The 13267-nt window shown below is 66.8% G+C and carries 14 protein-coding genes; 7 read left to right on the forward strand and 7 right to left on the reverse strand.

Annotated elements, in window-relative coordinates; translation table 11 throughout:
* The 4 genes from GORHZ_RS20300 to GORHZ_RS20315 all read right to left on the reverse strand — a co-directional run.
* The coding region (locus GORHZ_RS20300; protein ID WP_006336315.1) for a P-loop NTPase at positions 1 to 749 on the reverse strand (749 nt) is incomplete at its 3' end.
* A 21-nt stretch (positions 750 to 770) separates the two neighbouring features.
* Entirely contained in the window at positions 771 to 1886 is a 1116-nt protein-coding gene (locus GORHZ_RS20305; protein ID WP_040532684.1) for a lytic transglycosylase domain-containing protein, read from the reverse strand.
* A 280-nt stretch (positions 1887 to 2166) separates the two neighbouring features.
* Positions 2167 to 2700 (reverse strand): DUF1003 domain-containing protein, encoded by a 534-nt coding sequence (locus GORHZ_RS20310; protein WP_006336317.1) that lies wholly within the window; start codon positions 2698 to 2700, stop codon positions 2167 to 2169.
* Positions 2697 to 4022 carry a magnesium transporter MgtE N-terminal domain-containing protein gene (locus tag GORHZ_RS20315; RefSeq protein ID WP_006336318.1) on the reverse strand — a complete coding sequence of 442 codons (1326 nt, stop codon included), beginning with the start codon at positions 4020 to 4022 and terminating at the stop codon, positions 2697 to 2699. The genes GORHZ_RS20310 and GORHZ_RS20315 overlap by 4 nt, the downstream gene beginning before the upstream one ends.
* Positions 4023 to 4127: 105 nt before the next feature.
* Here GORHZ_RS20315 and GORHZ_RS20320 point away from each other — a divergent pair, with 105 nt between their 5' ends.
* From GORHZ_RS20320 to GORHZ_RS20340, 5 genes are all read left to right on the forward strand, one after another.
* Positions 4128 to 4619, forward strand: a complete 492-nt coding sequence (locus GORHZ_RS20320) for a YflT domain-containing protein (protein ID WP_006336319.1) — start codon at positions 4128 to 4130, stop codon at positions 4617 to 4619.
* A gap of 187 nt (positions 4620 to 4806) precedes the next feature.
* A complete protein-coding gene (locus tag GORHZ_RS20325; protein ID WP_006336320.1) occupies positions 4807 to 6273 on the forward strand; it encodes an extracellular solute-binding protein in 1467 nt (488 codons plus the stop codon).
* Positions 6270 to 7415 (forward strand): carbohydrate ABC transporter permease, encoded by a 1146-nt coding sequence (locus GORHZ_RS20330; protein ID WP_006336321.1) that lies wholly within the window; start codon positions 6270 to 6272, stop codon positions 7413 to 7415. The genes GORHZ_RS20325 and GORHZ_RS20330 overlap by 4 nt, the downstream gene beginning before the upstream one ends.
* A gap of 7 nt (positions 7416 to 7422) precedes the next feature.
* The gene (locus GORHZ_RS20335) at positions 7423 to 8253 is read left to right on the forward strand and encodes a carbohydrate ABC transporter permease (RefSeq protein WP_006336329.1); all 831 of its coding nucleotides are present in this window, start codon (positions 7423 to 7425) and stop codon (positions 8251 to 8253) included.
* A gap of 3 nt (positions 8254 to 8256) precedes the next feature.
* A complete protein-coding gene (locus GORHZ_RS20340; RefSeq protein WP_006336331.1) occupies positions 8257 to 9435 on the forward strand; it encodes an ABC transporter ATP-binding protein in 1179 nt (392 codons plus the stop codon).
* A gap of 253 nt (positions 9436 to 9688) precedes the next feature.
* Here the strand turns inward: GORHZ_RS20340 and GORHZ_RS20345 are convergent, their stop codons facing one another.
* Positions 9689 to 10546 carry a hypothetical protein gene (locus tag GORHZ_RS20345; RefSeq protein WP_006336333.1) on the reverse strand — a complete coding sequence of 286 codons (858 nt, stop codon included), beginning with the start codon at positions 10544 to 10546 and terminating at the stop codon, positions 9689 to 9691.
* Complete coding sequence (locus tag GORHZ_RS20350; protein WP_006336335.1) at positions 10536 to 11210, reverse strand: metallophosphoesterase family protein; 675 nt, start codon at positions 11208 to 11210, stop codon at positions 10536 to 10538. The genes GORHZ_RS20345 and GORHZ_RS20350 overlap by 11 nt, the downstream gene beginning before the upstream one ends.
* 71 nt (positions 11211 to 11281) lie before the next feature.
* Here GORHZ_RS20350 and GORHZ_RS20355 point away from each other — a divergent pair, with 71 nt between their 5' ends.
* Positions 11282 to 11857, forward strand: a complete 576-nt coding sequence (locus tag GORHZ_RS20355; protein ID WP_006336337.1) for a suppressor of fused domain protein — start codon at positions 11282 to 11284, stop codon at positions 11855 to 11857.
* A gap of 10 nt (positions 11858 to 11867) precedes the next feature.
* Here GORHZ_RS20355 and GORHZ_RS20360 read toward each other — a convergent pair whose 3' ends face one another.
* Positions 11868 to 12944: a magnesium and cobalt transport protein CorA gene (locus tag GORHZ_RS20360; RefSeq protein ID WP_085948725.1), complete on the reverse strand. Its 1077-nt coding sequence runs from the start codon at positions 12942 to 12944 to the stop codon at positions 11868 to 11870.
* Between the two features lie 38 nt (positions 12945 to 12982).
* Between GORHZ_RS20360 and GORHZ_RS20365 the strand changes: the two genes are divergently transcribed.
* Positions 12983 to 13267 (forward strand): MarC family protein (locus tag GORHZ_RS20365; RefSeq protein ID WP_006336340.1); only part of this gene is annotated, 285 nt, incomplete at its 3' end.

Consider the following 13267-nt stretch of genomic DNA (forward strand, 5'->3'; position numbering starts at 1 on the left):
ATCTCTGCGCCCGGGATCAACTGCGCGATCGAGATCGCGACGTCGCCGGTGCCCGGCGGCAGGTCGAGCAGCAGGATGTCGAGGTCACCCCAGTAGACGTCGGCGAGGAACTGCTGGAGGGCACGGTGCAGCATCGGCCCGCGCCAGGTGACCGGGGTGTTGCCGTCGGTGAACTGGCCGATGGAGATGAACCGCACGCCGTGGCTGATCGGCGGCATGATCATGCGCTCGACCTGGGTCGGTTTCGCGTCGCTGCCGAGCATGCGGGGGACCGAGTGTCCGTAGATGTCTGCGTCGAGGACACCCACGCTCAGGCCGCGCTCGGCCAGCGCTGTCGCCAGGTTGACCGTGACACTGGATTTACCGACGCCGCCCTTTCCGGAGGCGACCGCGTAGACGCGGGTGAGCGAGCCCGGCTGGGCGAACGGGATCACCGGTTCGGCCTTGTCGCCGCGCAGCTTCTTGCGTAGTTCGGTGCGCTGTTCGTCGTTCATGACGTCGAGGTCGACACGGACCGTGCCGACGCCCGGGACATCGGCGATCGCCCGTTCGACACGCCCCGAGATCTCGGTGCGCATCGGGCAGCCGGAGGTGGTCAGGTAGACGGTGACGTCCACGCTCGCGTCGTCGTTGACCGCCACGGACTTGACCATCCCCAGGTCGGTGATGGGTTTGCCGATCTCGGGGTCATCGACCTTGCTGAGGGCGGCGCGGACCGCCGATTCGGTGGGTAGGGCTCCGGTAGTCATCACCGCCAGCTTAGCCGCCGGCTAGTTGCGGGCCGGTACCTGCTTGGGTGTGGGTGCGACGGTGCTCGCACCCGACTTCGGCGCGGGTGTCCGGCTGGTCGTGGGGGCCTTCTTCTTGGGTGTGGTTTGCAGCTGCTTCTGTTGCGGTGGCAGCAGCTGGGGTGGGATCAGGTCAGGCGGCAGGCAGATGACGCCGATACAGGTCTGACGAGGTGTCGGTGTGGTCGTCTGCGGTGTCGACGATTCCGGCGAACTCTCCTCCGGCGCCGACGACGACGGCTTCTTCGGCTTGGAGGACTTGCTCGACGAGGACTTGTCGGCCTTGCGCTTGGGCTCCGGGATCGGGTTGGTCGGCATCACGCCGGTCGCGTACGCCGCGGCCCAGGCCAGCACGTTCGCGACGTACTCCATCGAATGGTTGTAGCGGAACACCGCACTCACCTCGTTGCTGTGCACCGTGATGTCGGTGATCCCGGCGCACAGGTAGCGACCCGCGGCGTAGGTGGCGTCGAAGATGTTGTGCGGGTCGGACCTGCCGTCCCCGTTCGCGTCGGATCCCCATGCCGCCCACGTGCCGGGGATGAACTGCATCGGCCCCATCGCCCGGGCATGTCCGCCCTGGCCGTCGCTGATCACCGCGTTGCCGGGCAGGGAACCGTCGAGCACCGGGCCCAGGATCGGGTTGATCGTGTTCCCGTATGCGTCGACGGAGCCGTTGGAGGCGTGGTTGGACTCGATGCGTCCGATGCCGGCGAGCAGGAACCACGGCAGCTTGCACTGCGGGCTCTCCGCGCCCATCCGGTTCGCGGCGAGTTTGTAGGCCTGCAGCACCACGCCCGGGATACCCAGAGGACCGCTCGGCAGATCGGCGCTGATGCGGAACTGCGGCTGCGGTGGTGGGGGAGCGACCTTCTTGGGCGGCGGGGCGAAGCCCAGCAGGCTGACCGGATCTCCGGGCACGATGTCGGCCGCGGCGGCGATGACGGTCGGCTCGGGTGTGGGGGTGACGGAGATCGCGCTGTTCGCGCCGCTGGCCGTGGTGGCCCCGAAGACCAGGGCACCGACCAGCAGGCCGCCGGTGCCGGCGGATAGCACACGACGGTTGAGACGGGGGCGTCGGAACACGGAGCGACTCACCGGCCGATCCCCACCCGAACGGTCGTCGCCATTGCCGGTCGCCCTCCCACCGGTGTCCACAGGCTGATCACCGGCTCAGTCGTTCTCGATCGCGCACCTGTCCGCCCCCCGAACTCCCCGATCCACCAGATCGGCCGCACTCAACGGAGTGAACGGCCGATATGTGACCTACGATACATTTGGGCTGACCGTCCCAAAGGGGATCCTGGCAATTCCTCACGACCGGCAGCTGACCACCCGGTGACGGGCAGATGACGGTGGATTTGCGGTGTGTTCGCGGTCATCTCCGGTGTCGGTGACCGGAGTCCGTATCGTCGTCGGGAGCGTCGGCCCGGTTCCCGCCGAGTCGCTCGGAGAGTTCGTCGATCAGGTCGTCGAGTTCCTTGCGCAGGTAGTCGCGGCTTACCGTGTCGCCCACGGCGAGTCGCACCGCGGCGAGCTCGCGGGCGAGGAACTCGGTGTCGGCCTTGGTCTGCGCGGCGCGCATACGATCCTCGTCCAGGGCGATCCGGTCGCGGTTCTCCTGGCGGTTCTGGGCGAGCAGGATCAGCGGTGCCGCGTAGGCCGCCTGGGTGGAGAACGCCAGATTCAGCAGGATGAACGGGTACGGGTCCCAGCGCAACGACACCGCGAAGAGATTCAGCGCGATCCAGACGATCACCACGACGGTCTGGATGGCGAGATAGCGTCCGGTGCCCAGGAAACGAGCGACACGCTCGCTATACACCCCGACGATGTCCGAGTCGAGGTTGAACGACGGTCCTCGGCGCTGCCGGGGGGTGTCCAACCGCCGGCCGGGCTGGTCGGTGCTCACGCACCCGCTCCCGCGGAGGTGCCGGAGCCGGAGACCGCGTCCTGCGGGCTCTCGTCCTCGGGTTCGGTCTCACGCCAGTCTCGGGGGAGTAGTTCGTCGAGAAGGTCGTCCACGCTGACCGCGCCGAGCAGGTGGCCCTCTTCGTCGACAACGGGCCCACAAACCAGGTTGTAGGTGGCGAAGTAGCGGGTCACCGACTCGAGGGAGTCCTCCGGGCTCAGATGCGACAGGTCGGTGTCGAGGATGCCGCCGACGATGTTGGCCGGGGGCTCGCGTAACAGGGCCTGCAGATGTGCACAGCCGAGGTACTTGCCGGTGGGGGTCGCCGTCGGCGGCCGCACCACGAAGACCAGACTCGCTGCGGCCGGCGGGACATCCGGATTGCGTACGCGGGCAAGCGTTTCGGCGACGGTCGTGGACGCGGTGACGATGATCGGCTCGGATGTCATCAGGCCACCCGCGGTGTCGGGCGAATGCGTGAGGAGGCGCCGGACCGGTTCGGATTCCTCGGGATCCATGCTCTCGAGGAGGGATTCGGCCTCGGCGTCGGGGAGTTCGCCGAGCAGGTCCGCCGCGTCGTCGGGATCCATGGCCTCGAGGACGTCGACGGCACGATCGCGGCCGAGGTGGTTGAGCAGTTCGGTCTGGTCGTCGGGTGGGAGTTCCTGCAGCACATCGGCGAGTCGCTCGTCGTCGAGCGCAGCGGCGATCTCGTCACGGCGCTTCGGCGGCAGTTCGCGCAGCGCGTTCGCGACGTCGGCCGCACGCATCTTCTCGAACTGCATCAACGCCCGGGCGACCCCTTGTCCGGGCAGGTCCAACGCGCTCGGGGTGAGTCCGCGGACCTGCTCCCACTGCACGACGTGCGTTTCGCCCCGGCGCCGGAGACCTTTTCGGCCGGTTCGGACCGCGACGCGCGACACGACCCAGTCGCGCGTGCGCGTCCGTTCGATCCCCAGGTCGATGACCGTGACGTCGACACCGGCGAGGTCGGGGAGATCGGGATCGTCCACCTGCACGCGCGAATCGAGGATCTGTCCGATCGCGAGGGCCTCGCCCGGTCGCAGGTGGAGCCGACGCAGGCTCACCGTTCCGGTGTTGAGCGTGACCGCCTGGGGTTCGATCGACGTCACCCGCAGCATCGGGACGAAGATCCGTCGACGGGTGGTGAGTTCGACGGCGAGCCCGAGCGCACGGGGCTGTTGTCCAGAGGTTCGGATGGCGACCACCACGTCGCGTACGCGGCCGATCGATTCGCCGTCGGGTCCGAGCACGGCCAAGCCGACCAGTCTGGCCACAAACACCTTGCTCACCGCCGCCATGGGAGTAAGGGTAGTGGCATCCTGGGAACAACCGTGTACATCCCGGCGGGCGCCGGGTGTGGCCGATCCGGTGCCGCGGCGCCGGCAACCCAGTGAGGATTCCACATGACCAACCCCTTGCGGCCCGGCCGTGAGACGCCCGGACTGCCGACCCCGCCCAAGGGCTGGCCGATCGGCTCGTACGGCACCTACGCGGAGGCCCAGCGTGCGGTCGACTACCTCTCGGACGAGAACTTCACCGTCCAGGACGTCACGATCGTCGGGGTGGACCTCATGCAGGTGGAGCGGGTCATCGGCCGACTCACCTGGGGCAAGGTGATCGGCGGCGGGGTCGTCTCGGGGGCCTGGCTGGGCCTGTTCTTCGGTCTGCTCGTCTCGCTGGTCGTCGTGGGGGCCGGGGTGGTCCCGATCGTCTTCGGCCTCGTCGGCGGCATCGTGTTCGGTCTGATCTCGACGACCATTCCCTACGCCGCGACCCGAGGACAGCGGGACTTCGCGTCGACGATGCAGCTGGTCGCCGGTCGCTACGACGTGTTGTGTGATCCGCGCAGCGCCGAGCGTGCCCGCGACATGCTCAGCAGGCTCGGGAGGAGCTGACACCTCCGGCACCTCCGGCTCCCTGTACTCCGCGCCTGGTCCCACGCAGATCACGATTCCCCCACGTTCTGGCACGGCCATGCCGAATGTGTTGCATGTCACGATCTGTGACATATAACGTTACGCAGCAGACGCTGACCGGTGCGGCCTCGTTGTCTTGCACCGCGAACGACATCGAGGAGGCTGCGTGCGGTTTCGGGCTGGCAGTTCCGAGTACGGTCGATCGCCAAGGGGCAGAAAGCGAAAAGTCGCGGCGGCGGTCGCCGCGATCGCTGTCGCGCTGCCGATCGTGAGCGCCTGCGGATCGGGATATACCCCGCGGGTCATCAATATCTACCCACCGGCCGATGGTGCCGCGTTCATCGACAAGGTCGGTCAGAAGTGTTCGGCCGAATCCAATGGCGAGTACACGATCGTCACCACACCACTGCCGAAATCGGCCGACGACCAGCGATTGCAGCTGGCGCGTCGCCTGTCCGGCAACGACCACAGCCTGGATCTCATGGGCATGGATGTCGTGTGGACCGCCGAATTCGCCAACGCCGGTTGGATGGTGCCCGTTCCCGACGATCTGTCGGCCCAGGTCGCCGCACAGGTCCTCGGCGGTCCGCGCGAGACGGCGATGTGGAAGACCCCCGACGACACCGAGCCGCGTCTCTATGCGATCCCGACCTGGACCAACACCCAGTTGCTCTGGTATCGGCCGGATCTGCTGCGCGAGTACTTGGGTAAGACCACCCCGCCGACCACCTGGAACGAGATCCTCTCCGACACCGAGAAGATCATGGCCAAGGGCGGACCGAGCTACATCATGGTGCAGGGCAAGCAGTACGAGGGCCTGATGGTGTGGTTCAACTCGGTACTCGCCAGCGCCGGTGGGCAGGTGGTTGATCCGGACGATCCGAACAAGGTCACCCTGAACGATACGCCCGCCCATCGGGCGGCAACCGTTGAGGCGCTTCGCATTCTGAAGGCGGTGGCGACCGCGCCGGGACACGATCCGTCGATCACGAACTCCGACGAGTCCTCGGCCCGACTCGGGATGGAGAACGGCAAGGCGGCCTTCGAACTCAACTGGCCGTTCGTGTTCTCGTCCATCCGGAGCAACGCCGCGGCCGGGGATGTGGAGTTCTTCCCGGAGATGACCAAGTACGGTCCGATGTTCGCCGACCCGAACAACCCGCCCGCCGACAGCGAACTCGGTCCGGTGAACGACCTGGTGCGCACCAGGTTCAACTTCACGCTGTATCCGGGCGTCAGTCCGGACCTGCAGACGAAGAGCACCCTGGGCGGCGTCAACATCGCGGTGGCGAGTACTTCGGAACAGCAGGATCTCGCGTTCAAGGCCGCGGCGTGTCTGACGAACCGTGACGCGCAGAAGGTGTATTCGGTGGAGGGTGGTACGCCGCCGACGATCGCCGCGCTCTACGACGATCCCGACTTCAAGGCCGCGTATCCGATGGGCGACGACATCCGGGCACAGTTGCAGTCCTCGACCGCCGCGCTGCGGCCGGCTTCGCCGGTATACCAGTCGATCTCGACGTTGCTCACGGCCAAGCTGAGTCCGGTGGGTGCCTGGGATCCGGAGGTGCTGGTTGACCAGCTCGCCGAACAGGTGCAGAAGGCGATCGACGGGGAGGGATTGATCCCATGACAACCGGAGACAACGACGACCCGGGGACGCGCCCGGGCCGGCACTCGATGCCGGGAAACGACGGCCCGCCACGGGAACCGTCGGTTCGTCCGCCCACCGTGACACCCGCGCAGAGTCCCGCCGCGGATGCCTCGGCGTGGACCCCGCCATCGTCGTCCGCCGCGTCGGCGGCTCCGGCGCCCGCTGCATCGTCCGGGTCCGCCGTGGCAACCGCGAGCCGTCCACCCGCAAAACCGGATTCGCGCGGTGCACCGGGCCGGCTGAGTGAGGGCAAGGCGGCCGAACGTCGACTTGCCTTCTGGCTGGTCGCCCCGGCGGCAGTGATGATGATCCTGGTGACCGGATACCCCATCGTCTATGCCTTCTGGCTGTCGCTGAACAAGATGACTCTGTCGGCTCCGGGACAGCGAGAGTTCGTCTGGTTCCACAACTACTGGGCGGTGTTGACCTCCAACTACTGGTGGACGGCCTTCTTCGTCACGTTGGGCATCACCGTGGTGTCGGTGGTCATCGAGCTCGTCCTGGGTATGGCGATCGCGCTCGTCATGCACCGCACCATCTTCGGCAAGGGCACCATCCGGACGGTGGTGCTCATCCCGTATGGCATCGTCACCGTGGTCGCGGCCTTCTCCTGGTATTACGCCTGGACGCCGGACACCGGATACCTGGCGAACCTGCTGCCCGACGGCAGCGCACCGTTGACCCACCAGTGGCAGTCGCTGGCGATCATCGTGCTCGCCGAGGTGTGGAAGACGACCCCGTTCATGGCCCTGCTGTTGCTGGCCGGCCTCGCCCTGGTCCCCGACGATCTGCTCAAGGCCGCCGAGGTGGACGGTGCGGGTGCCTGGACCAGGTTGTGGCGCATCATCATCCCGCTGATGAAGCCGGCCATCCTGGTTGCCTTGCTGTTCCGCACCCTCGATGCATTCCGGATCTTCGACAACATCTACGTGCTGACCCGAGGGTCGAACAACACGTATTCGGTGTCGATGTTGGGGTATGACAACCTGTTCAAGGCATTCAACCTCGGCGTCGGATCAGCGATCAGCATCCTGATCTTCATCTGTGTGGCGATCATCGCCTTCATCTTCATCAAGGGCTTCGGTACCGCCGCGCCCGGCTCCGAGAACGAGGGGAGATAGGGCCGGTATGAATCGCAGCACGACCAGCCGGGTCTGGTGGACCGTTGCCAACGTTCTCGTGGTGTTGTACGCGGTGATCCCGCTCCTGTGGATCATCAGCCTGTCGTTCAAGCCGCCGGGCAGCGTCAAGGACGGCAGCTTCATCCCCCAGGAGTGGACCTGGGACAACTACAAAGGGATCTTCGACACCAGCGCATTCACCAGCGCGCTGCGTAACTCGCTCGGCATCGGCCTGATCACCACCTTCATCGCGGTGGTCCTCGGCACGATGGCCGCCTATGCGGTGGCCCGCCTGGACTTCCCGGGCAAGAAGGCGCTGATCGGCGCTGCACTGTTGATCGCGATGTTCCCGCAGGTCTCGCTGATCACCCCGCTGTTCAACATCGAGCGCAGGATCGGGTTGTTCGACACCTGGCCGGGCCTGATCCTGCCGTACATCACCTTCGCGTTGCCGCTGGCGATCTACACCCTGTCCGCGTTCTTCCGGGAGATCCCGTGGGAGCTGGAGAAGGCGGCGAAGATGGATGGCGCCACACCGTGGCAGGCCTTCCGGAAGGTGATCGCGCCGCTGGCCGCGCCCGGCGTCGTCACCGCGGCGATCCTCGTCTTCATCTTCGCGTGGAACGACCTGCTCCTGGCCCTGTCGCTCACGTCGACGGAACGGGCGATCACCGCGCCGGTGGCGATCGCGAACTTCACCGGTAGTAGTCAGTTCGAGGAACCCACCGGGTCGATCGCCGCCGCCGCTGTGGTGATCACCATTCCGATCATCATCTTCGTGCTCTTCTTCCAACGTCGAATCGTGGCCGGGCTGACCTCCGGCGCCGTGAAGGGATAGCCCATGGCCGACATCGTTCTGGACAAGGTGACCAAGCAGTACCCGGACGGATCGGTCGCGGTCCACGAGGTCAGTGTGGAGATCGCCGACGGCGAGTTCATCATCCTCGTCGGCCCGTCGGGGTGTGGGAAGTCGACGACGCTCAACATGATCGCGGGGCTCGAGGACATCACGTCGGGTGAACTGCGCATCGGAGGGGAACGGGTCAACGAGCGCGCTCCCAAGGACCGTGACATCGCGATGGTGTTCCAGTCCTACGCGCTCTACCCACACATGTCGGTGCGGGAGAACATCGCATTCCCGCTGACGCTGGCGAAGATGCCGAAGGCTGAGATCGCGGCAAAGGTCGACGAGGCGGCCAAGATCCTCGACCTGGGCCCCTATCTGGACCGCAAGCCGGCGAACCTATCCGGCGGGCAGCGTCAGCGCGTCGCGATGGGACGCGCAATCGTCCGCCAGCCCAAGGCATTCCTGATGGACGAGCCGCTGTCGAACCTCGATGCCAAACTCCGCGTTCAGATGCGTACCGAGATCGCTCGGCTGCAGAATCGCCTGGGCACCACCACCGTCTACGTCACCCACGACCAGACGGAGGCGATGACGCTCGGCGATCGGGTGGTGGTGCTGCGCGGCGGATACGTTCAGCAGGTCGGGAAGCCTCAGGAGCTCTACAACCACCCGGCCAACCTCTTCGTCGCCGGCTTCATCGGTTCGCCGGCGATGAACTTCCTACCCGGTCGCCTCGGCAGCGACGGTGTCGAGACACCGATCGGCACGGTGATCATCCCCGACCATCAGCAGGTCGTCGCGAATGCCCAACGCGCACAGAGCAGCGGCGACCTGCTCATCGGTATCCGTCCCGAACACCTCGAGGACGCGGCGCTCGTCGACGCCACCGCCCGCGACGGCGGCGGCACGTTCACCGCGAACGTCGACGTGATCGAGTCGATGGGGTCGGACAACTACGTCTACTTCACCATCGACACTCCGCATGCCACCAGCGACGCACTCGCCGAGCTGTCGGCCGACGCGGGTGGCGTGGACATCGGTGGTGGACAGATGATCGCGCGCGTGTCACCGGAGTCGCAGATCTCGCGGGGCGGCAACGCCGAGTTCTTCTACGACCCGGCCAAGGTCGCCGTATTCGACCAGTCGTCCGGGGCGAATCTGCGACTGAGCTGAATCGTTTCCCGCCGATCGGGTGGCCCGCACCCTCTCGCTGATCGGGTGGCCCGCACCCTCTCGCTGATCGGGTGGCCCGCACCCTCTCGCTGATCGGGTGGCCCGCACCCTCTCGCTGATCGGGTGGCCCGCACCCTCTCGTTGATCTCGTAGCCCGCACCCTCTCGTTGATCGGGTGGCCCCCACCTCTCGCTGATCGAGTAGCCGCGAACGGAGTGAGTGGCGTTCCGAGATCACTCCTCTTTGTGTTGACTCACCGCCGTCGCCGACGAGACTGGTCGTGGAGTTCGCGCAGGATGTCGTCGTCCCAGATGTGCTTGCGTACCAGTCGATATCGCTCGCAGGACAGCCAGAGGTAGAGTTCGGCGTCGCTGGTGAGGTCAGGGCGGACGTCGGCGCGGCGCGCCATGCGCACGACCGGTAGGAACTCCTCACCGAACCACCGGCGCGCGACCTCGACGCGGCTGAGGTATTCGCCGACCTCCTGGGAGAGCCGGAATCCCCACGCCTCCACGTTCTCCGCGAGTTCGGCGTAGTCGAACGGGTCGGAGACACGAATGGCATCGGCCTGGACACCGGTCAGCGGCACCCGGGACAGGAACAGTCGGCGGTGGTCCTTCATGATCAGGTCCGACGTCGCGTTGATGCCCTCCGGCGAAATCCGGGTGCGGATCTCGGTGACGTAGGCATCGATGATGTGCAGGTGACGGGCGATCGCGATGGACACGCGATGATGCCCGTCGATGACGAAATGCATTGCGCCGATTCGGTATAGCAAAACCGGTGGCACCGACTCACCGCGTCGCTGGGCAGCCGCGAGCCGCTGCCAGCGTTCGCGGAGGCGCGAGGACCTCGGTCGGAAGTATCGGTCGAAATCCTTCGTGCGATCCACACTTCCGACGATCGAGGCGACCTCGACCTGTTGCAGCCCCAGCTGGGTCTCACCGGTGCGTCCGAGTGCGGCCACCACCTCGTCGAAGGGCAGGATGGTGTTCACATCCGCGGGTTGTCGGGTGAACCACGCTGCCAGCCTTGCCATCTCGGCCGACCGTCGCATGCGGCTGAAATCGTTCTCCGCGTCCGCGTCGGGGAAACCGGTGTCACGCGCCATGACGCCGCCTGATGACCTCGAACTCGCCGGTGGCGGGGTCGATGTCGAACTCGCAGTAGCCGACCACATTCATCGACACCGTGGTGTCGCCGATCGGCCGGTCGGGCGGCTTGGAGCCGAAGGGGTGCACGTGACCGTGCACGAGAAGCGCCGGACGCAACGACCGGACCAGCCCGTGGTAGCAGTCGAACCCGCGATGCGGCGGGTCGTCGTCGTCACCGACGCCGCGAGCCGGACTGTGGGTCAGGAGTATGTCGGGGGTCGGGCGCCAACAGGTCAGCCGCCAGGAACGCATCCGCTGGTGCAGTTCCGTGTACTGGTTGGGGCCGTCGTTGTAGCGTCGGCATCCGCCCAGACCGCTGATCCGCAGACCGGCGACCGTGACGGTGCGCTGGTCGGCATTGATCGCGCCCCGGGGGCCGGGGTCGTCACTGGGCAGCCCGGCGCGCATCCACCCGGTGCGGCCGGCCCGATAGCCGCTCAGGTCGCGGTCGTGGTTGCCGGGGACGAAGACGACCGGCGCGTTGCAGAGGCCGGAGAGCACCTCGAGGTAAGAGAACGGCAGGTCGCCGGCCCCAAGTATCAGCTCCGGCCGCCCGTCCAGACCGACGCCGAAGGTCAGTGAGTCCACGACCTCGTCGGCCACCGCCAACACCCGCACCATCCGTTCAGATTATCGCCTGAGGGGCCGGGTCTCCTCGTTTGGCGATCTGGCGGTGCCCTACGGTTGATGGCGTGCAGGAGCGTGTCACCGGGCGCATCGAGGAACATCTCGCCGAGACCTTCGGGACCGCGCCACAGCGGGCGTCGGTCACCTTCCTCGGTGCCGAACCGATCGATGTTCTGAGGTTCGTCGTCGGCGGGGACGTCGTGTACGTGACGGTGGGGTGCGCGCGGCACCCCATGTCGGACCCGAACGAGATCGACCCCGACCCCGTTCGCGGACCGCGTGCCGAACTCGTCGTCCGGCTGCGCGCGGGGGCACCGACACCCGGCCTGCACCGTCGGATGGCCACGTTGGCCGCGGCCCCCGCCGTGGAGGGTCTGATCGTCACCGACGACGCGCTCATCGACCTCGGCGAACCCCTGTGGGATGGCACGGTGTGTACCGCGGTGCTCGTCGAACGCGACGAACTCGCCGATCTCGACCTGCCCGCACCGATGGACCCGGTCCGCTTCCTGCGGGCCGTCCCGATCACGGCGAATGAGGCGGCGTGGGTGCGACTCAAGGGCGCCGACGCCCTGCGCGAGGCCTGGCGGGAAGCCGGGATCGACGTGATGGCCACCGATCGGGCCGGGGCGACGCTCTGAGCCGGCACCTCTAGAGCCAATGGTGCCTGCGGAACACGACCCACAGCGACGAACACGCGATCAGCAGCGCCACCAGCAAGGTCGGGTAGGCCATGGGGTGGTCGAGTTCGGGCATGTACTCGAAGTTCATCCCGTAGATGCCCGCGACCATCGTCGGGACCGCCGCGATCGCCACCCACGCGGAGATCTTGCGCATGTCGGTGCTCTGCTGGATCCCGACCTTGGCCGACGCGGCGCCGAGCAGCGAGGTCAGTAGCTCGTCGTACTCGACGACACGGTCGATGACCGTGGTCAGGTGATCGGCGACATCGCGGAAATGTCGCCGGACCTCCTTGGGGACGAGGGCATTGTTGGCGGTGAGGCGGGCGAGCGGTCCGGTCAACGGGGTGACCGCGCGCCGCAGTTCGAGGACCTCCCGCTTGAGCAGATAGACCGGATCGATGTTGAGCCAGCGCTTCTGAACACCGAACACCGCCGCCTCGATGGCGACGATGTCACTCTCCATCTGCTCGGTCACCGCCAGATAGCTGTCGACGACGAGGTCGGAGATGGCGTGCAGGACCGCGGTCGGCCCCTGCGACAGACGTTCGGGCCGCGCCTCGAGCCGGCGACGCACCCCGGACAGATGGGTGTGGTCACCGTGCCGCACGGTGATGACGAAGTCCGGGCCGACGAAGACGAGGATCTCGCCGGTCTCGACGACCTCGCTGGCCTGCTCGATGGATTCGTGTTCGACGTACTTGACGGTCCGCAGGACCATCAGCTGGGTTTCGTCGTAGACCTCGAGTTTGGGCCGCTGATGGGCGTGGACGGCGTCCTCGACGACGAGTTCGTGCAGTCCGAAGACCCGGCCGACGCCCTGCATCTGCTCCTCGTCGGGGGCGTGCAGGCCCAGCCACACGAAGCCCTCGCCGGTGGAACGCACCTGCTCCATCGCCGCGGTGTAGCTGATGCGACCGGGTTGACGGATCCCGTCGACGTACACCGCACAGTCGACAACCGCGCGGGCCACAGGGACCGGGATCCGGGGCAGCGGTCGCTTCTCGCGGCGCGGCGTCACGAAACCGCCGGGTCGCAGGTGAGGCATCGAGGGCACGAGTGGGATGCTACTCGTAAGATCACCGGGTGCCCTTCGACCCGACGGTCTACACAACCACCCTCATCACGCTCATCGTGATCATGGATCCACCGGGTCAGATTCCGCTGTTCCTGAGCCTCGTCGGTCATCGGTCGCCGGAGTACCGCCGCCGCGCGGCATGGCAGGCACCGCTCGTGAGTCTGCTGGTGATCAGCGCGTTCGCAATCGGCGGCAAGGCCGTCCTGAACTATTTGCACATCGGTATTCCGGCGCTGCAGGGCGCGGGTGGTCTGCTGTTGCTCCTGGTCGCGCTGCAGCTGCTGACCGGGCTC

This window comes from Gordonia rhizosphera NBRC 16068, from assembly GCF_000298195.1.
GTDB classification, from domain to species: Bacteria; Actinomycetota; Actinomycetes; order Mycobacteriales; family Mycobacteriaceae; genus Gordonia; species Gordonia rhizosphera.